Source organism: Pedobacter sp. TM02 (assembly GCF_059705275.1).
Genome location: NZ_AP046530.1, coordinates 1,152,543 through 1,172,439, shown reverse-complemented (window position 1 = coordinate 1,172,439; position 19,897 = coordinate 1,152,543). Strand labels below are relative to the sequence as shown.

General features: G+C 44.2%; 17 protein-coding genes. 9 read left to right on the top strand and 8 right to left on the bottom strand.

Going from position 1 to position 19,897, the window contains the following annotated elements:
- Positions 1 to 2: 2 nt before the first annotated feature.
- Positions 3 to 305, bottom strand: coding sequence for a hypothetical protein (locus AC6H1S_RS04995; RefSeq protein WP_199142040.1), 303 nt, complete (start codon positions 303 to 305; stop codon positions 3 to 5).
- A 145-nt stretch (positions 306 to 450) separates the two neighbouring features.
- Between AC6H1S_RS04995 and AC6H1S_RS04990 the strand changes: the two genes are divergently transcribed.
- The gene (locus AC6H1S_RS04990) at positions 451 to 1,608 is read left to right on the top strand and encodes a tetratricopeptide repeat protein (RefSeq protein ID WP_497565374.1); all 1,158 of its coding nucleotides are present in this window, start codon (positions 451 to 453) and stop codon (positions 1,606 to 1,608) included.
- A 47-nt stretch (positions 1,609 to 1,655) separates the two neighbouring features.
- On the opposite strand, the gene AC6H1S_RS04985 is transcribed toward AC6H1S_RS04990, so the two are convergent.
- From AC6H1S_RS04985 to AC6H1S_RS04965, 5 genes are all read right to left on the bottom strand, one after another.
- Positions 1,656 to 2,114, bottom strand: a complete 459-nt coding sequence (locus AC6H1S_RS04985) for a DUF4268 domain-containing protein (RefSeq protein ID WP_497565373.1) — start codon at positions 2,112 to 2,114, stop codon at positions 1,656 to 1,658.
- The gene (locus AC6H1S_RS04980; protein ID WP_497565372.1) at positions 2,114 to 2,707 is read right to left on the bottom strand and encodes a riboflavin synthase; all 594 of its coding nucleotides are present in this window, start codon (positions 2,705 to 2,707) and stop codon (positions 2,114 to 2,116) included. Before AC6H1S_RS04980 ends, AC6H1S_RS04985 begins: the two co-directional genes overlap by 1 nt.
- A gap of 1 nt (position 2,708) precedes the next feature.
- Complete coding sequence (gene accC, locus AC6H1S_RS04975) at positions 2,709 to 4,199, bottom strand: acetyl-CoA carboxylase biotin carboxylase subunit (protein WP_199141505.1); 1,491 nt, start codon at positions 4,197 to 4,199, stop codon at positions 2,709 to 2,711.
- A 106-nt stretch (positions 4,200 to 4,305) separates the two neighbouring features.
- Positions 4,306 to 5,331 carry a threonine aldolase family protein gene (locus AC6H1S_RS04970; protein WP_497565371.1) on the bottom strand — a complete coding sequence of 342 codons (1,026 nt, stop codon included), beginning with the start codon at positions 5,329 to 5,331 and terminating at the stop codon, positions 4,306 to 4,308.
- Between the two features lie 431 nt (positions 5,332 to 5,762).
- The gene (locus tag AC6H1S_RS04965) at positions 5,763 to 6,914 is read right to left on the bottom strand and encodes an alpha/beta hydrolase-fold protein (RefSeq protein ID WP_497565370.1); all 1,152 of its coding nucleotides are present in this window, start codon (positions 6,912 to 6,914) and stop codon (positions 5,763 to 5,765) included.
- 150 nt (positions 6,915 to 7,064) lie between these two features.
- Between AC6H1S_RS04965 and AC6H1S_RS04960 the strand changes: the two genes are divergently transcribed.
- The 7 genes from AC6H1S_RS04960 to AC6H1S_RS04930 all read left to right on the top strand — a co-directional run bounded on the left by AC6H1S_RS04960 (position 7,065) and on the right by AC6H1S_RS04930 (position 17,282).
- A complete protein-coding gene (locus AC6H1S_RS04960; RefSeq protein WP_497565369.1) occupies positions 7,065 to 8,078 on the top strand; it encodes a LacI family DNA-binding transcriptional regulator in 1,014 nt (337 codons plus the stop codon).
- A 446-nt stretch (positions 8,079 to 8,524) separates the two neighbouring features.
- Entirely contained in the window at positions 8,525 to 11,584 is a 3,060-nt protein-coding gene (locus tag AC6H1S_RS04955) for a SusC/RagA family TonB-linked outer membrane protein (protein ID WP_497565368.1), read from the top strand.
- A gap of 25 nt (positions 11,585 to 11,609) precedes the next feature.
- Positions 11,610 to 12,986 (top strand): RagB/SusD family nutrient uptake outer membrane protein, encoded by a 1,377-nt coding sequence (locus AC6H1S_RS04950; RefSeq protein ID WP_497565367.1) that lies wholly within the window; start codon positions 11,610 to 11,612, stop codon positions 12,984 to 12,986.
- Positions 12,987 to 13,071: 85 nt separating this feature from the next.
- Positions 13,072 to 13,572 (top strand): DUF5004 domain-containing protein, encoded by a 501-nt coding sequence (locus AC6H1S_RS04945; RefSeq protein WP_497565366.1) that lies wholly within the window; start codon positions 13,072 to 13,074, stop codon positions 13,570 to 13,572.
- 18 nt (positions 13,573 to 13,590) lie between these two features.
- Entirely contained in the window at positions 13,591 to 14,370 is a 780-nt protein-coding gene (locus tag AC6H1S_RS04940; RefSeq protein WP_497565365.1) for a hypothetical protein, read from the top strand.
- An 8-nt stretch (positions 14,371 to 14,378) separates the two neighbouring features.
- Positions 14,379 to 16,157 (top strand): SusE domain-containing protein, encoded by a 1,779-nt coding sequence (locus tag AC6H1S_RS04935; RefSeq protein ID WP_497565364.1) that lies wholly within the window; start codon positions 14,379 to 14,381, stop codon positions 16,155 to 16,157.
- A 273-nt stretch (positions 16,158 to 16,430) separates the two neighbouring features.
- The gene (locus AC6H1S_RS04930) at positions 16,431 to 17,282 is read left to right on the top strand and encodes an N-acetylglucosamine kinase (RefSeq protein WP_199142036.1); all 852 of its coding nucleotides are present in this window, start codon (positions 16,431 to 16,433) and stop codon (positions 17,280 to 17,282) included.
- Between the two features lie 225 nt (positions 17,283 to 17,507).
- Here the strand turns inward: AC6H1S_RS04930 and AC6H1S_RS04925 are convergent, their stop codons facing one another.
- Together AC6H1S_RS04925 and AC6H1S_RS04920 are read right to left on the bottom strand one after the other, a co-directional pair.
- On the bottom strand, positions 17,508 to 17,972 hold the full coding sequence (locus AC6H1S_RS04925; protein WP_497565363.1) for a T9SS type A sorting domain-containing protein: 465 nt from the start codon (positions 17,970 to 17,972) through the stop codon (positions 17,508 to 17,510).
- A 124-nt stretch (positions 17,973 to 18,096) separates the two neighbouring features.
- Entirely contained in the window at positions 18,097 to 18,786 is a 690-nt protein-coding gene (locus AC6H1S_RS04920) for an NUDIX hydrolase (RefSeq protein ID WP_199141936.1), read from the bottom strand.
- Between the two features lie 123 nt (positions 18,787 to 18,909).
- Between AC6H1S_RS04920 and pfkA the strand changes: the two genes are divergently transcribed.
- Positions 18,910 to 19,896 (top strand): 6-phosphofructokinase, encoded by a 987-nt coding sequence (gene pfkA / locus AC6H1S_RS04915; RefSeq protein WP_199141935.1) that lies wholly within the window; start codon positions 18,910 to 18,912, stop codon positions 19,894 to 19,896.
- The last annotated feature ends 1 nt before the right edge of the window (position 19,897 follow it).

Below are 19,897 nucleotides of genomic sequence, written 5' to 3'. Positions count from 1 at the left end.
TGTTATTTCTGACCTGTTACTTCGTTAATGGCCTGCTGCTCCTTGAGCGCCTCTACATTGTTTTTGTTGCCAAAATTGGTTGTTTTATCGGCAAAATAGGCCAGGATATCCACAATGGTATCTAAGTTGTCGGCCACCCGCTGGTGCATGTCTGGCAAGTCTTTTTCCAGTTTTTTATCACCCAACTCTATATTGTCAACTTCAATTTTTCCAATTTTTTGGATAATGGCCTGCTGAGAGTGCTGCAAGTCTTCCAATTCCCTTACAATCTTTTCCATTAATTCAAACTTCTTTAAGGTATCCATATGCTTTTCTAATTAAGGTTTAACAATATGTTTTGCCACAATAGAACCAATTACCTTGCCAAAAAGTTTGGCCCTTGAACAATTTGTGCTCCGAAAATTTGGAGATTAGGCAAATAACTAATAATTTAGTTTAAAATAATTGATTATGAGAAACTGGCTTCCCTTTTTGTTTGTATTGCTATTTTGCAAAAGTTTATCTGCCCAAACTGTTAGTATCGATAAAGAGAAATTGTTAGAGTATTACCAAAGCCAACGCTATGCCGAGGCTGCCCAATACCTGCAAAGCGTCTACCCCAGCGATACACAAGACGTAAAGGCATTAGGCCAAATGGCCTATTGCAACATGATGTCGGGCAGGTTGCCGGATGCCGAGAAAAACTACTTGCAGCTTAATACCATACAGCCCAATAGCCTGCCTGTACTGTTTAGTCTTACCAATATCAATACAAGAAGGGGCAACAATGCCAAGGCCAAAAGCTATTTAGCGCAGATCATTTCGATAGACAGCACCAATTTTAGTGCCTACAAACAATTGGCAGGGCTTACCGATAGCAGCGATGTAAAACTGGCCTATCTCAAAAAGGCCAATGCCTTAAACGCAACAGATGCCGATGTGGCTTATGACCTGGCTACGGCTTATCGCAACGACAAGCAATACGAACCTGCTTACCATGTATTGAAAGTAGCCATTACGGCCGATACCGGTAACTTTATCTTGCAACAGACCCTGTTGCCTATGGCCAATCAGCTGGGCAAATACAAAGAAGTAATTGCCATTGGCGAGAAACTATTGCAAAACGATGCCGATGCCAACGTGATGAAAGATGTAGGCAAAGCCTATTTCTTTTTAAAGAACTACCAGAAATGCCTGAGCCTTTACAAAGTTCTGGAAGATGTTGGCGCCATTAACGAAGGCGTTGTGTACTATATGGCTTTAAGCTATCGCGAGCTGAAGAACTACGACATGGCCGTACTTTATGCCAAGAAGACAATCGACGAAGGCATATCAACCAATACAGCCGCTTATTATGGCACCTTGGCCAGTATTTACGAAGAGAAGAAACAGTTTGCCAATGCACTTACGGCCTATAAAAGGGGACTTACTTTTAGCACAAGCAATTCTATTTATTACAGGATGGGCTTATTGTACGATTTAAGCCTGAAACAAGCCAAAAACGCATTGACCTATTATAACCTTTATTTAAAAAGCAAACCAGACCCGGAAAAAGACAAAGCACAAATTGTTTATGTAAAAACGAGAATAGAAGCTTTAAGCGGTCCGAAAGAAGCGGCTGCGAAATAGAACATGGCTCTTGTCTCGGGCGTTGCTCCCACAGCGAATGTTAGGTACTAAAGTGCTTCGAAAATAGGTCTTACATCGCTCCAAAACTGATCCAGGGCCATGAGGCGTGGTTTGAGGAACGAAATAATTACGGGCCAGTCTTCTTGTTTAAAGAGGCTAACCCCCGTTGTGGTTTTTGCAATGCGGCTTAAAGGTTGGTTATAATCGTTCGTAGTATTGGCCTGCCATTCCCACTCTTCGCCTAGGGCTTCGATTAGCAAAGGTTTTACGGCCTGGAATTGTTCAAAGTAAAGTTCTCTTAAACCGGCGTCGGGATGAGCCAATTCAATGGCAATACTGGCGCCTCGCTTATCGGCATCCAGCCTAAAGAAAATATGCTTTACACCCGTTTTGTAGTTGACCCAGTTTACAGGCATTCCAGCTGCCGACGGAATAGGCTTCATGTATTTGCCAAAGGTAATCCAAAAAGACTGGCGTATTTTTGAGGCTTCTTCTTTGCTGTACATTAAGGAGTTGTCTTGCCCATTAAACGGGCTACATATTTGCCAATGATATCAAACTCGAGGTTAACGGTATCTCCTACTTTTACCTCCTGCAGGTTGGTATGCTCAAAAGTATAGGGAATGATGAATACGGAGAATTCGTTTACGTCCGAATTAACCACCGTAAGGCTGATCCCGTTTACACAGATGGAGCCTTTTTCAACGGTTACGTTGCCTGTACTGCCATCATATTTAAACCGGTATTCCCAGCTGCCATCCAATTCGTTGACCAAAATACATTGAGCGGTTTGGTCAACATGACCCTGCACAATGTGGCCATCTAAGCGGGCATTCATTTGCATGCAACGCTCTAAATTTACCTTGCTGCCTAGTTTTAATTGGCCCAAGCTGGTCTTATCCAGGGTTTCTTCAATAGCCGTTACGGTATGCGAATGCTCTTCAATAGCCACTACCGTTAAACAAACGCCATTGTGGGCAACACTTTGGTCGATCTTGAGCTCATGGCTGATGTCGGATTGAATGGTAAAATGCAGATTGCTGCCTTCGGCAACAACCTTCTCTACTTTTCCTAGGGTTTCGATAATTCCGGTAAACATCTTAAATATAGTTTTTCCTGTTCCTTAACCAGTTGCTTTGGCTTTGTTCGCTTTCGGCACTTTGGTTTAAGGCTGTTTTTTCCTGTTGCAACATCTTAACGGCTGTTAAGGCGGCCAACATGGCCTCCTCTTCGCTTTCGCTCCTTAAACTATCGGAATTAAAATATTTGCCCACAAAATGGGTGTCGAATTTGCCCGAAGTAAAGGCCTCGTGCTGCATGACAAATTTACCAAAGCCCAGCGTAGTTTGTATGCCTGTAATGTCATATTCGTCGATGGCACGGATCATGCGTTCGATGGCTTCTTCCCTATCCTTGCCATAGGTGATCAGCTTGGCAATCATCGGGTCATAATAAATCGGAATTTCCATTCCTTCTTCAAAACCATCGTCAACTCTTACGCCATTGCCTTTGGGCGTGCGGTAGGTTTGCAAGGTACCGATATCGGGCAGGAAATTATTCAGCGGATCTTCTGCATAAACGCGCAGTTCCATGGCATGGCCATTAATTTTCAGGTCCTCCTGTTTAAAGCTCAATGCCTCGCCCCTGGCTATTTTAATCTGTTCTTTAACCAGATCCAATCCGGTAATCATTTCGGTAACCGGATGCTCTACCTGCAGGCGGGTATTCATTTCCAAAAAGAAGAAATCGAGGTTCTCGTCTAGGATAAACTCTACCGTACCTGCCCCCACATAGTTTACTGAGCGGGCCACATCAACGGCACAACGGCCCATTTTTTCCCTGATCTCGGGCGTAAGCACGGCCGATGGAGCTTCTTCAATTACCTTTTGGTGCCTGCGCTGTACCGAGCATTCGCGCTCGAACAAATGCACAATATTGCCGTGGGTATCGCCCAGCACCTGGATTTCGATATGGCGAGGCGAGGTTACATATCTTTCGATAAACACCGACCCATCGCCGAAAGCCGAAGTGGCTTCGCTTACTGCCAAGTGCATCTGCTCGTCGAAATCGGCTACTTTTTCTACAATGCGCATGCCTTTGCCACCACCGCCTGCAGCGGCCTTGATCAGGATGGGGAACCCAACCTCAATGGCACGTTGTTTGGCCTCTTCAATATCGGTTATGGCTTCTTCGGTTCCCGGCACCATCGGAATGTTGTATTGGAGTGCAGCGGCCTTGGCCGACAGTTTATTGCCCATAATCTCCATGGCTTCGGGTGTTGGACCAATCAAAATCAACCCGGCTTCTTTTACCGCACGGGCAAAAGCTGCATTTTCAGACAAAAAGCCATAGCCTGGATGGATGGCTTGTGCACCGGTAGCTTTGCAGGCTTCGATTATCTTTTCGCCAAGCAGGTAAGATTGGTTTGATGGCGCCGGGCCAATACAAATCGCCTCGTCGGCATAGCGCACATGCAGCGCCGAGCGGTCGGCCTCAGAAAAAACAGCCACTGTTTTGATACCCATTTCCCTTGCCGAACGCATTACGCGCAAAGCAATTTCGCCACGATTGGCCACTAATATTTTGTTCATACAGTATTTTGGTTGCCAGCTTGGGCCGGCAGTTTTCAATTCACAATTTAGCCCGTTTAACTACAGCTTACATCAAGCTTAATTGCCTGCGAAACCTTGTTTATCCTTACACATGCAACCCCTTGATGTTGCTTATTGCCTGATCAACCATAGCGGAAGAAACATCTAAATGGGTCACAAATCTAATGGTTTTATCGGAAGTGCTGTTACACAAAATACCTTTGCTTTCTAAAGCTTTGACTACATGGTCGGCTTTGAGGCCTTTGGCCACTTCAAAAAGCACGATATTGGTTTCGACCGGCGTCACCGATTCTACGTAACTGGTCTGTTGCAGGGCTTCGGCTAGGGCTTTGGCATGCTGGTGGTCTTCGGCCAGGCGGTTTACGTGATGGTCGAGCGCATAAATACCGGCTGCCGCCAAAAATCCTGCCTGGCGCATCCCTCCGCCCAATACTTTTCTAATTTTTAAGGCTGTTTTAATGGTAGCTTTCGAACTGAGCAATACAGAGCCTACAGGTGCGCCCAAGCCTTTGGACAAACAAACTGAAATCCCATCGAAATAATGACCGTAATCTTTGGCTTTATCGCCAGTTGCCATTAAGGCATTGAAAACCCGGGCGCCATCTAAATGAAGTTTTATTCCTTTTATAGCACACAGATTATGAATGGGCGCGATTTGGCTAAGGGTATAGCATTTGCCACCTCCTTTGTTTACGGTATTTTCGAGCACTACCAAACTTGAATTGGGATAATGGATATTATCGGCATTGATTTCAGGTTCGATCATTTCTGGGGTCAAAATACCTCTCTCGCCATTAAGCAAACGTACCGAAGCCATCGAGTTGTAGGCAATGCCCCCGCCTTCGTAGCGATACACATGCGCCGTTTGGTCGCAGATGACTTCATCCATAGGCTGGGTAAAGCACTTGATGGCAATTTGGTTGCTCATGGTACCCGAAGGGCAAAACAGTGCGGCTTCCATGTTGAACATAGTGGCCAGCTTTTCTTCCAAGGCATTAACGGTTTCGTCTTCGCCAAAAACATCGTCGCCTACCTTGGCTGTCATCATCGCATCGAGCATACCGGGCGTTGGCTTGGTTACGGTGTCGCTCCTAAAATCTATCTTGTTCATTTGTTATCAGCATTAAAGGGATTAAGATAAAAGGAAATATCTAATCTGCCAGCAAATTAAAAAACTCCTTTGCAAAAAGCCTTATTGATTTTGTAATATTATCGGTAAAAAGCTATAAAAGCAATAATTAAACAGGGTAGCGCTTAGCTCAATGTTTTTTCACCATTAAGGAATTAAGAAAACATTTAGGCAGGTGTGCCAGTCACAAACATCGACCTTAATGCCTCTCAATGCCTGCATGTTTAACCTATGGCAACCATTAAGGAGTTAAGAAGAATTAAGTGCGTTATAAAGGCAAACATCAGCCTTAATGTCCTTAAAGCCTTCATGTTTAAAACTATGGTAACCATTAAGGAATTAAGAAGATCAGGTACGCTATAAAGGCAAACATCAGGCTTAACGGCTCTAATGCCTTCATGTTTGAATAAATGTTAATTCGCAATAAACTCATAAAACGCCGGAAATTCGCGTCGCCAGAACCATTCGCGGTGTTTGCCATCGGCTTTTTCTACCAGTTTTACGTCTTTGCCCGCCTTAAGGAGCTGCTCTTTTTCAGTGCCTAGCAAAACCTGATAAACGCTTTCCATATCTCTGGTCATCATTGTGCCCTCCAAAGCACCTGCCACCAGATAAACCTGATGCCCTTTTAAAGCAACACCAGCATTTTTAATGTCGGTTTCGATAGCCTTGCCAAGCCAAAATGCCGGAGAAAAAATACCGGCTTTGCCGTAAACATTGGGATAGGCCACCATGGCATACATCGAAATCAAACCACCCATCGAACTACCCGCTATTGCCGTATGCTTGCTGTCTCTCAAAGTTCGATAATGCTGATCTATATAGGGCTTTAGGGTTTCGGCCAAAAAAGCCACATAAGCTTTACCCTTGCCTTTTCCATATTGGCTATCGTAGGGATTGTATTCCTTAAGCCTCTCGCTACCTCCATTCGCAACAGCTACCACGATATATTCTTGCGCCCCTTTGGCAATCAGGCTGTCCAATATTTCATCAACCCCCCATTCGCCAAAACCAGCAGTTGATTGATCGAACACATTTTGTCCATCGTGCATGTACAGCACTGGGTACTTTTGCTTCGATTTGGCATACGAAGGAGGCAAATAGATCCAAATGCTTCTTTTGTTATGGAGCTGAGGCATTTCGAAGGCGCTATCCAACAAGTGTACGTTTGTTGTTGCTGTAGATTGGGGCGCTTCTTTCTTAAAGGCATCGGCCCAGGCCGCAACGTTTAGCCGGATAAGCGTATCTTTTTTAAGCGTAAAGCTCCGATTGGCGATGGCCTGTCCGCTGCTTGCACTTTCCACCTTGCTCCAATCGCCACGGGTAATTTTAAACTCGTAGTTGCCAAGGGGGAGGGATTTTTCCAAGACATAGCTCCCTGTCGTTTTCACAAGCTGGCTATTGGCATCGTTGGGCGACCAGCTGTTAAAATTGCCGGCTACAAAATAAGCAGGCTTTACTTCGGTGGCTTTAGGCATATCGAGCAGCTCAAAACGAACTTTAACCTGGCCATCAGCGACTAAAAATACCATATTGAAAAGAACCAAAAATAAGATGCGCTTCATAACAGTGAGGTTAAATTTACCGTTTTAAGGTTGTTTATTGGATGAAATGTGCCAATTTCAAATCATTTAACAAATAAATAGAAATAATTACTTTTTTTATCATTTATATTTACACACAAATCAAATCATGACAATAATTGTTGCCGGTAGATGGACAATGTGAACATTAAAAAATTAGCGAAGGCCCTTCATCTTTCTACTTCTACTGTTTCGAGAGCGTTTAGAGATAACAGCGATATCAGTGCCGCTACCAAGGCGCGCATCCTGGCCATGGCCAAAGAGCTCAACTACCAGCCTAACCATTATGCCAGTAACCTGAGGGAGCAAAAAAGCAAAACCATTGCCGTTATTGTACCCGAACTGGCCAATAATTATTTCTCGCTCGCCATACAGAGCATTGAGCGTGTGGCAAGCGCCAAAGGCTACCACATTTTGGTTTATGCCACCAACGACCAGTTCGAAAAAGAGGTTTCCTTTATCAAACACCTGCACAATGGCAGGGCCGATGGCATTATCATGTCGGTATCGGGCGAAGCCAACAACCACAACTACCTGAACGAATTGTCGAAAAAACGCCTGCCCATTGTATTTTTCGATAGGGTTTACGAAGATATTGAAACCCCGAGGGTTATTACCAACGACTACGACAGCAGCTTTGCCGCCACCAAACACCTGATCCAACAGGGATGCAAACGCATTGCCTACCTGGCCGTAAACAAAACCCTTTCTATTGGCAAAACACGGATGCAGGGCTATATCGATGCCCTCAAAAAATTCAAGATTCCTTTTGAAGACGAACTGATCATCGACTGTACCAACAACTACAAGGAAAATATTGACCGTTTGAAAAAGGCTTTTATCGATCTGAAACCTGATGGCGTTTTTACCTCGGTTGAGCGCTTGGCCTTTGCCACTTACTATGCCTGTTACGACATCAACCTTGTTATACCCAAAGATTTAAAGGTAATAGGTTTTTCTAGCCTGGAGATTGCGCCCCTGCTCAACCCTTCGTTAAGTACCGTTACGCAACCCGCTTCAGAGCTGGGCAAAACCGCCGCCGAACTGCTGTTTAAAATGCTCGAAAACCCCACCGATGTAACCTCAACTACGCAGCTTGTTTTGAACTCGAAACTGGTACAGCGCGAGTCGACTTCGAAGGCCTAAAACAGGTTCAGGTGAGCCGCCATTTTCAGCCTCAGAAAACCGATGGTTTTTGATCAGTTTTTTCTCCGGTTTTTCAAAAACGCGCAGAATCTGCCCCCTCTTATTGCAACATTATTTCATTTTCTTTCCGCTTTTTCGGGAACGTTCCCGAAAACGTTCCCGAAAACATGCCACAAAACAACTTAGTGTAAAAATCACACTTTAATTTAGGTTTTTAAATTGCAAAAAATTAATTATCAGCTATTTAAACAAAAAAAATACAGGTTTTTAAAAAAATAAATCGCTCATTTATTTGCTTTTCAAGGCCTTCTGCCTCCATAAAATATGGTCCCAAAAAAAATTATGATATAAAATTTTGATTTCTAATCTGCGCCATTAAATTTACAATAGTGTAATACACAATTAATTATAACCAAATATTTAAACTTTAAAACGGGCTTTTTTCTATGAAAATACTCTACCCTATTAAGCTTTGTTTGTTGATGTTTTTTGCGCTCTGCACATCGGCAGCTTATGCACAAACTGGAAGCATTTCTGGTAAAATTCTTGACGATTCCAAACTGCCTATTCCGGGGGCATCGGTTCAAGTAGACGGTATCCAAAAAATTACCGCAACAGACAACGATGGCAACTACCGCATTACAGGTTTAGCTGCCGGCACCTATACCGTAACTGCAAAGTATATTGGTTTTGGCGCCACCAAGTTATCGGTAACGGTAGCTGCTGGCAATGTAGTGCTTAATTTTGAGCTGAAGCCCGAATCGCAAAACCTGAACGAGGTTATCGTGGTAGGTTATGGTACACAAACCAAACGCGAGGTAACCGGCGCCATTTCCAAGGTAAGCGGCGATAAGCTGACAGCCTTGCCTACGCCGAGTTTTGAAGCCAGCTTGCAGGGACAGGCACCTGGTGTGCAGGTAACCCAAGGCAGCGGCTTGGCAGGTAGCGGTTCGGTCATCAGGATCAGGGGCATCGGCTCTATCAGTGCTGGTGGCGATCCTTTATATGTAGTAGATGGTATTCCGATTACTTCCGATCCTTTCATTACCGGCAACCGTGGCGCGATGAACCAAAACCCTTTGGCCACCATCAACCCTAACGATATTGAATCGGTAGAGATTTTAAAAGATGCCGGTGCCGCCGGTATTTATGGTTCACGTGGTGCCAATGGCGTTATCCTCATTACCACTAAAAGAGGAAAAGCAGGAAAGCCAAGCATCTCGCTTTCGAGCAAATTCGGTCTGAGTACCTACGCCAATAAACCTACATTTGCCAATGGCCCAGAGTGGCTACAATTACGCCAAGAGGCCTGGACAAATGATGGCAATACTGGATTAGCTCCGCTTCCAGGAGGCTTAACCTGGGCACAGGCACAGCAAAACAATACCGACTGGTGGGACATCCTAACCCAAACCGGCAAATCGAACGATCAAAGCGTATCTTTTAGCCAAGGCACAGAGAAAATCAAAACCTATGTTTCGGCCAACTACAGCAATAACGAAAGCTTTTTAAAAGGCAACTCTTACGAGCGTTATGGCTTCAGGACCAATTTCGATATCAAACCCACCAACTACTTCTCAACCAGCATCAATGTAGGATATGACAAGGGAATTAACCAACGCGTAAATGCGGCCTGGAGCGGCGGTATCGGCGATGCGATGTCGACGGCACTTCCAATTTATCCGGTTTACAATGCTGATGGCTCCTTCTTTAGCAACGGTGCCAATCCGGCACGTAACCTGGGTCTTTTAGATTGGAAAACCAGAAATGAGCGTATTGTTGCAGGCGTGACCATGGAACTAAAGCCTTTCAAAAACTTCAGCTTAAAAGGCAGCTTCAACATGGATAATCTAGATGTAGAAGACAACATCTTTAGTCCGGCGGCACTAAACGGTTCTACCGTAGGCAGCGCTACCCTATATCCAACCAAAATTTTCAATAGAAACTTTTCTGGAATAGCTACTTACGATTGGCAGATGGACGACAAAAACAAAATGACCATCATGGCAGGCGCCGAGTCGCAGGTTTCTTTTAAAAATTACTACAAAGATGGTATAAGCGGTCCGTCTGATGCTCCTTTTTCGAGTAACCTACAAGGTTTTTACCAAGCTATGCAAACTTTGGCCGCCAATAATGGATTGGTTTATTATGCAGGTGCAAACCGCGATACTTTTGCCTCGTTATTCGCAAGGATCAACTATTCTTACGACAACAAATACTATTTGCAAATCTTAGCCCGTAGAGATGGTTCATCTAAATTCGGTCCAGAAAATAAATACGGCTATTTCCCTGCCGCATCAGCTTCTTGGTACATCAGCCAAGAAGATTTCCTGAAAAACAGCAAGGTCATCAGCAACTTAAAACTACGAGCCAGCTATGGTTTGGTGGGTAGTTCAAACTTCCCTCCTTCGCAATACTATCAACAGTTCCAGTTTTCTGGAAGCTATAACAGCAATCCGGTATTGTATCCTACTAACGTGCAAAATCCTGCACTGAAATGGGAAGAAGGCCGCAACCTTGATTTAGGACTGGATTTCGGACTTTTCAACAACCGCATTTCTGGAGAGTTTTCTTATTACAGAAAAATAACCACTGGTGCCTTGCTTAATGGCGGTATTTCGCCTTCTACCGGCTTCAATGCAGGCTGGGTTAACGTCGGCAAAATCTTGAACGAAGGCTACGAGTTGAGCCTAAACACGGTGAACGTGCAAGCCAAAAACTTTAAATGGGTAACCCGTTTAAATGTTTCGAAAAACTTTAACGAAGTACTTAGCCTCGACCAGCTTACACCAGATGCCGTTGGCGGTGGTACCAACGATACCCGTATTGCGGTAGGCTACCCTATTGGCACCAATTTCCTTGTTCGCTACAAAGGCGTAGATCCTGCCGATGGCTTGCCGATTTGGCTTGACAAAAACGGCTACGAAACCAAAACTTTCTCTTTGGACAACCGCGTGCCGATTGGCAAAGTATTGCCTGATTATGTAGGTGGCCTAACCAACACGTTTACCTTTAAAGGCTTTGAACTGAACACCTTGTTTACTTTCTCTTTTGGAGGCAACTTGTACGACGGTTCGGCCAAACGCCAATTGGGCATTGTTACCGATTGGAATATCAGGGAAGATATTGCAGACCGCTGGAGAAAACCTGGCGACATCGCCAGATTCCCTCGCCTTACGATGAACAGTGGTACTTATGCCGGTCTATCGAGCGAGTGGCAATATAACTCGACCATGTTCTTGTACAGCGCTTCTTTTGTACGTTTAAGAGAAGTAACCCTGGCCTACAATGTACCGGCAACTTTTGCACGTAAATTAAGGTTGCAAAACCTGAAGCTGTTTGCAACAGGCATGAACCTGCTTACTTTTAGCAAATATCCTGGAGGCGATCCAGAAATTGCGCGCGACTTTGAAAACCCGCAAGACAGGAACATGAGTCCTAACGTAACCTATTTGACTACGCCTCAGCAAAAAACATTCACTTTTGGGTTATCAACATCATTTTAGGCAACAGAGATTAATAGACAAGAAAATGAAAATCAATTATAAAAACATTTCAAAATCATTCTTGGTACTTGCCGTGCTGACGGTTATGGGTACCGGATGTAAAAAATTCTTGGAAGCGACATCGCCAGAATCGATTCCAAAAGACGTAGCCATAGCCGACGAAACCGGCTTGAAAGCCGAAATGAATTCGGCCTACCAAATTGTGGGGGGTGGCAACATGTTTGGTGGCAAAATACAGGTAATCAACGACATGCTGGCCGACCAATTGAACGGACAACAGCTAAGTGGCGATTTTGGCGAAATCTTCGGCCGCAAAACCTCGGTGTTCGGCGAATATAAAAATGCGATGTACACCGATATATACCAAGCCATTTATCGTTCCAATATCGTATTGGAGAACCTGGATAAAGCTTCTAGCCTGAAAGATAACCTCGAAGGCCAAGCCAGGTTTATCAGGGCATTGTGCCACTTTGAAGTGGTACAGCTGTTTGCCCAGCCTTATGGCTTTACGGCCGACAATTCGCATTTGGGCGTTCCGATCAGGACCAGTACCACCATCAACCCAGGTGTTCGCGCCACGGTAAAACAGGTATACGACCTCATCATCTCTGATTTAAAAACGGCAGAAACCAAATTACCAGACGACAATGGGGGCTATGCCACCAAATGGGCTGCCAAAGCCTTATTGGCCAAAGTTTATTTCCAAATGAACGACTTTCCTAACGCCTACCTCTATTCGAACCAGGTTATTACCAGCAACAAATTCAGCTTAGATGCCACTTATGCGGTGCGTTTCTCTGAAACAGGCTCCAAAGAAAGCATTTTCAAAATTGTGAATACCAAAGGCGCTTACGAACCGGGAGGCGAACTGAGAGGTCAGTACCGTTCTGATTTCAGCTTGCCGACCTTGCGTTTTACCACCGACTTTTACAGCAACGTAAATACGCCAAACGATGTACGCAAAGCTTTGTACGACAATGTTAAATATCCAGGCTTTGTGGTAACCAAAAAATACAATGCCGACCGTTTTGAAATTCCGGTATTGTATTTAACAGACATGAAGCTAATCAGGGCCGAATCTGCCGCCGAAACCGGACAGAATTTAAGCATAGGAGCCCAAGACATCAACGACATCCTGAATAGGGCTTATGCAGGAACAAAAAGCATCCCGCTTAATTCATCGGCCAGCTTGATCAAAACCAATGCACGTTTCGAACGCAGCATCGAGTTTGCGGCCGAAGGCAATCGCATCGCCGAAATCAAAAGAATTGGTGCCAAAGGCGAAAACATCGATAAACGTGGTGCGCCTTGGAACTGCCCAGGACTGGTACTCCAATTTCCACAGGGCGAAATGGCCAGCAACACAGCCTTCCAACGTAACCCAGAAGGAGGATGTAATTAGTTAATGGTTGAATTAAGGAATGATCAAAGGAGAGAATTAAAAAATCATGCTATCATTCAAACTCGTTCATTCAAAATTAAATAACATGAAAAAGATTAAATATATACTACTGGCAACTATCATTGCTACCATTTGGGGATGCAAGCCAGAAGAATTTGGGCCGATTGTTGGTTCGGAAGAAAATTTCCTCAAAGAAATGCAGGGCACCTGGAGCCTGACCAAGGTTACGCAGGTAGATCAAAATGCGGTTTCGAATGGATGGCCTTACAAACAATTGGACATTACCAACATTTATCCTTACAAAGAATTGGTGGTTTCCTTTCAGGGCGATGCCTCCGGCAAACCTTCCACTTTTACCATTACGCCTGGCAATTCGCCAAAAATTGCCGACCTCAATTCGGGCAATTGGAGCGTAGACAATACAAAGGCGCCAACCGTCATTACGCTGAGCAATAATGGGCAAACCTCAACCCTTACCTTGGATTCTTACGCCAACCTGAAGAATGGAAAGTTCTATTTGAAAAGAGAAAAAAAGGTAAATGGCAAAACAATTCTGGTTTACCAATATGAATTCACGAAAAAGTAATCGATAAAATAGTTCGTCATGAAAAAATTAATACTATCTATCATATTTATACTGAGCACAACCTTGGCTTTTGCACAGGTAACGCTTAGTCCGGCTACTTTTACCGCCGAAGATGAGGTAACCATTACCTTAAACGTTTCTGGTACCCCGCTTGCTGGCTTAAACGACATTTACATCTGGGCTTTCTCTAACGATGGCGTTGGTGGCGGCAAAGATGCCTTAACCAATGGCCAATGGGGCAACTCGGCCGATGCCGCTAAGATGACTAAAACCGGCACCAATATTTTTACCTTTAAATTCACAGGCACTACCCTATTCGGCCAAAGCCCAGCAGAATTGATCAATTTCGGCTTTTTGGCAAAAACCAAGGATGGCACCAAGCAAACCCAGGATTACAAACCTTACAAGTTCGATCCCCTGGTGTTTGTTCCTATGCAATTCAGGGTTTTCCCTTCTAAAATGGATCAAACCGATATGACCACGGTTTATTTTCACCAAGACCTGGCTACCGACCAAAACCTGCAACGCATGTTCGACGTCAAAGTAAACCTTGTTTTTTACAACGATGCAACTCCAGTTCCGGCAGTTGTGGCTACGAGAACGGCATTGGTTACCGTTAAAGAATCGAATATACTGTATTCTTACTCGTTCATTCCAGAACGCTTAATCACCCTAACCGCAGGCACCAAGCTTACCAAGTTTACTTATCAGTTTACCGGAAGCGTAAAAGATGCCAATGGAGCCAATGTACCTGTAGCTGGTCCGGTTACTGAAGTAGTTTATACCCCATTTAATTAAGCTCGCATATGAAAACCAAGATATTATACACTTTACTGGCAATTGCAACAATTGCCTTCGGCTGTAAAAAAACAGAATTCGACGAGCAGTCTAAGGGCGAGGCACTGGGCTCGTTTGCCAGTACCGCACCCGCAAACAATACCATGTGGGTGCTCAACTCGGCCACGCCGAGTGCCAAGGTTACCTTTACCTGGAGTGCGGCCACACCAGGGGTAAGCACCAAACCAACCTACAAATTAATCGCGGCCTTGAAAACCGGAAGCCTTGATGCACCATTCATCGAATTTCCAGCCGACAACAACGGCACCGCCACCAGCTTAAACCTCACCCAAAAGCAACTAGACGATGCACTGAAAGCCAAGGCTGTTGGCGATGGTATTAAAGTTGACCTGATTTGGGCCATCCAAGCCACCAATGGTACTGTAAAAGTAAATACGGCAACCATGAATATCTCCATTACACGCATGGGCGATGGTGTGAGCAATTTCTTGCTTTATGGTCCGGTTTCTTCAAGTACGCCGGTTGTCATCAATCCAAACTCGACCACAGACTTCCTGAACTTCAAATGGCAGAAAGCATTTCCGGGTGTAGTTGCCAATGCCGTGAAATACCAAGTAAAATTTGTGGCCAAAGGAGGCGATTTCAACAATCCGATATTTACCTATACCTCCAACAATTCGGGGCTCGATTCGGCCTTGGCTGTAGGTTATAAAGACATCAGCGACAAACTGACCGCAGCTGGCTATACCGATCAAGCCACACCAGTTGCCTTGCAATGGACCGTTGAAGCTACTTCGGGCAACTTCAAGAAAACAGCCGATTACGTCAACGATTTGGTGATTACCCGCGAAGTTAAAATGTTCTTGGTCGGTGGCGATACACCAGCAGGTTGGACAGCTGAAAGCGCCTTACAAATGATTCCAGATGCGTCAAACCCTGGCACTTTCTATATCTACGTAAAACTGAATGCCGGCAATGGCGGTCTAAAATTCCTGAACCAGCAACAATGGCCAGGGGGCAGCTTAAATTCATCTGATTGGGGCATGAAACCTGGTTCGCCTGGCGATGCCTTGGTGGAGAATGAGGTGAACATTGAAAACTATGGGCCAAGCGGGGTTTACCGGGTGACCTTCGATCAAAAAAACCTGAAATATTATGTACAGTCCGACCATGGACTGATGGGTGCCGTAGGTGCGGCAACCGCAGCAGGATGGAATCCGCCTAACATTTTCCCTAGCCAAGCGTTATCGCTTATTGCCACCAATAAATTCCTAGGCTTCGTAACCCTTACTGGTGGACAGGAGTGGAAAATGATTGACGGTAATGCCTGGGGCAACGGAAGCGTTTCAGGCTCTAGAGACTATGGCAAGGGCACCACTGACGGTTCAATGCTCGAAACCGGCGAATCAAACTTCTCATTTACAGGCACTACAGGCCTTAAACGCATTACCTGGGATGGTACCGACATCAAAAACCTGAAATATTCGGTAACCGATGGCACGGTATTCCTGGTTGGTAATGCTACGGCGGGTGGCTGGGATAATTCTCCAGGCAATGCGGCCTTACCAGCCATGACTTACCAAGGCAATGGCAAGTGGTCGGTAACCACAACCCTGACTGTAGGTGAATTCAAATTTATCTTTACCAAAGGCAACTGGGATTACAACTATGGCGGTACAGCTGGTGTTATTGCAGAAGGCGGTGCCAATATTGGCATTACTGTTGCAGGCAATTACACCGTGGTTTTAGACGAATACAACAGAACCTATACGTTGACCAAAAATTAAAAACATAAAACCGATCCAAAAGCCTCCCAAAAATTCGGGGGGCTTTTTTTTATGGTTAAAACCACCGTATACCAATTGAAATTTCGGTCTGATTTAGGCCTAAATAGTGTATGAAATACACTTTACAAAAAACCGATGTTTTAACTATAAATTCAAATCTTTAACATCAAGAAATTGTTAAGGAATAAAAAACTCAATTTTAATTTTTTATTTCAAAAAAGGCACATATATTGGTAGACTTTTTTACCAATTTACTAAACTAAAAAATAAAAAATGATAGTTATTGCAGATGGTGGATCAACCAAAACCAATTGGTGCCTGATCAATGAAGCCGGAAGAAAAATCCATTTTAACACCGAGGGCTACAACCCTTATTTTTCTAAAGGCGATTACATCGAAAGCTCCCTGAGAAATTCTTTGCCGGATCATTTAGAGCCTGAAAAGCTAACAGAAGTTTATTACTACGGAGCAGGCTGTTCTACCGATGCGAACAAAAAAATCGTTGCAGATGCCATGCAAAAAGTCTTTGTAAACGCCAAAATCAATGTTGGCCATGATTTGCTGGCTTCTTGCCGTGCACTTTTAGGCGATGAAGCAGGTTTTGCCGCCATTCTGGGTACAGGTACCAATACGTGTTTATACGACGGTAACGACATTACCTTAAACATCGATTCGCTAGGCTATTTCCTAGGCGATGAAGGCAGCGGCAGTTACATCGGCAAGCGCATCTTGGCCGACTACATGAAAGGCTATATGCCAAAAGGCCTAAGAGAAAGCTTTTACGACAACTATGCCTTAACCAACGAGGATATTTTCGATCATATCTACAACAAACCGCTCCCTAACCGTTTCTGTGCAGGTTTTAGCAAGTTTATTTACGATTTCAAGGAAAGCTACGAAGATTACACCACCTCGGTAGTTGACTACGGCTTTACCGCCTTCTTCGAAAACCTGGTGATCCACTACCCTAACTACAAAAACTACGAATTAAACTGTGTAGGATCTGTAGGCTATAGCTTCAGAGATATCTTAAGTATTGTGGCCGACCGTTATGAAATGGGTGTTGGCAAAATCATCCGCTCGCCAATAGACGACCTGGTGGAATACCACTTGAGCAAAAAATAATTTTATACAAGCACAAAATAAAAGCCTCGAAGCAAAACTTCGGGGCTTTTTTACTGAAGATTAGGGATAAAAGCCGAAGAGACCGCTAAAAGCTAAAGAAGAGAATTAGATCTAAAGCTTGCTTCTAAACAATTGAGCAATCTAGCTACAACTCCCAAAAACTACTTCAAAAAAAATCCCCGAAATAATCGAGGACTTTTGTTTAGGTTGGTTTTTAGTTTAGGTTTATTGTACAATGATCTTTCGGCTGTAGTTTTTGTTGTCTACCTGAAGTACCAAAATATACATGCCAGAAGTAATGTTGTTCTTAGAAAGTTCCCAAAAAAATTCCTTTTTACCAGCATCCTGCGCCTGTTTATTGATCAGCACGGCTAATTGTTTGCCGGCAAGGTCGATTACCCTTAAACTTACGTTGGCCCTGTCGGTTAACTGATAGGCAATCGTGGTAGAAGTAGCAGCCGGGTTGGGGTAATTGGTAAAGTTGATCACCTGAAAAACGCCAAATGGATTATTTTCCCAACTAGACTCACTGTTGAGGTCTGCATTCAAGAAACCTTCTGCAGTTAGGCTATCTGCATTTACCTGAGCTACGCCCAAGTAAGGCAAAACACCACTTGATTGTGCCTGAACACTGCTGTTCATCACCATCAAACCGACAAAAAGTAAAATAATTTGGTAGCGTTTTTTCATTCAATAAGGTTGATAGTGTAAATATAACACATCGAAACTAATTTTTACATGAAAATATAATATTTTTTTCAAAGCTACGTTAAACAAGTTTTAATCCAAAAAACCCTGAAGCTAGCGCGTTGTTTTAGAAAGAAATAGCCTTTCCAAAAAGCTTGGCATACTTCCGTTTATCGAACTTGTATAAGGTAGCGGCCCTGAACGAAACACCTTTTTGCTTCTCGTCTAGTTCTTTGAGCACGCCGAAGCTTAAAATCTTCTTCCTGAAATTACGCTTATCCAGTTTTTTGCCTAAAATGAGCTCATATACATGCTGCACCTGGGTGAGGGTAAATTTCTCGGGCAAAAGTTCGAAAGCAATAGGCAAGTGCTTGATACGGCGCTTGATTTTTTCGAGACCCTTATCAAAAATATGCTGATGGTCGAACCCCAGTTTGGGCAAATCTTTTACGTTGATCCATTGCGCCCTTTTGGCATAAGAAGTTAGTGGCTTCAGGGCTTTGTCTCCACCCAGGCGCAACATGGCATAGTAAGCCACGGTAATAACCCTGCCCTGCGGATGTCGATTTACTTCTCCAAAAGTATAGTACTGCTCCATGTAGATATCGCTCAAACCAGTAAGCTCGTGCAAAATACGCAAAGCCGATTGGTCGAGGCTTTCGTTTACCCCCACCAGGTTGCCCGGCAAAGCCCACCAATCTTTAAAAGGCTCTTCGTTGCGCTCTATCAATAGGATCTTAAGTTCGCCACCATCGAAGCCAAACAACACACAGTCGATGGAAACAGCCGAATTAAATACAGGTAATACTTCTTTCAAAACACTAACGTTTTAGATATGTAAATATGAGAACAAAATAAAGACACTTGCTCGGTTAATCCATAAAAATAATGAAAAAAAATTACTTAGTGTAATTAATACACCTTATATTCGTGTATTATAATGAAACAAGACCTTAAAAATATTGCAGTACTGACTTCTGGGGGCGATGCGCCCGGCATGAATGCCTGCATTAGAGCCGTTATTCGCACCGGTATTTACCATGGCAAAAACATGTTCGGGGTAATGCAGGGCTATCAGGGATTAATTGACAACAACATCATTCCGATGGATGCCCGTTCTGTAAGCAACATTTTACACATGGGCGGCACCATCCTCAAAACGGCCAGGTGCCTCGCATTTAAAGAAGAGGCGGGCATGGAACTGGCCTTCAAAAATCTGCAGGAAAAAGAAATAGACGGACTGGTTGTAATTGGTGGCGACGGCACCTTTACCGGGGCCAAACGCTTTGGCGAAAAATACAACATCAATGTTATAGGCGTACCCGGAACCATCGACAACGATTTGAGTGGTTCTGACTTTACTTTGGGCTACGATACGGCCATCAACACCGTTATCGAAGCTATTGATAAAATCAGGGATACCGCCGATTCGCACGACCGTTTGTTTTTTATCGAAGTAATGGGCAGGGATTCGGGCTGCATTGCCTTGAGAACTGCCGTGGCCAGCGGCGCCGAAGCCGTGCTTTTGCCCGAAAGGGAAACCTCGCTCAAAGAGCTGATCACTAAATTAAAGGCTGGCGCATCGACCAAAAAGTCGTCGAGCATAGTGATCGTGTCAGAAGGCAACAAATATGGTGGCGCTTACGATATTGCCAAAAGTGTAAAAAGAAAGTTCACCCACTATGATACCAAAGTAACTATCTTAGGGCATTTGCAACGTGGGGGCAGTCCTAGTGGTTTCGATCGTATTTTAGGCAGCCGTTTGGGCTATGCCGCAGTAAATGCGCTGATAGCTGGCGAAAGCATGCAGATGGTTGGACTTTACGGCAACGCCATCAAGCTAACCAGCTTGGAAGATGCCTTGAATACGCACAACTATAAATTGGAGAGTGATTTACTAGAAATGACCCACGTTCTATCCATTTAAT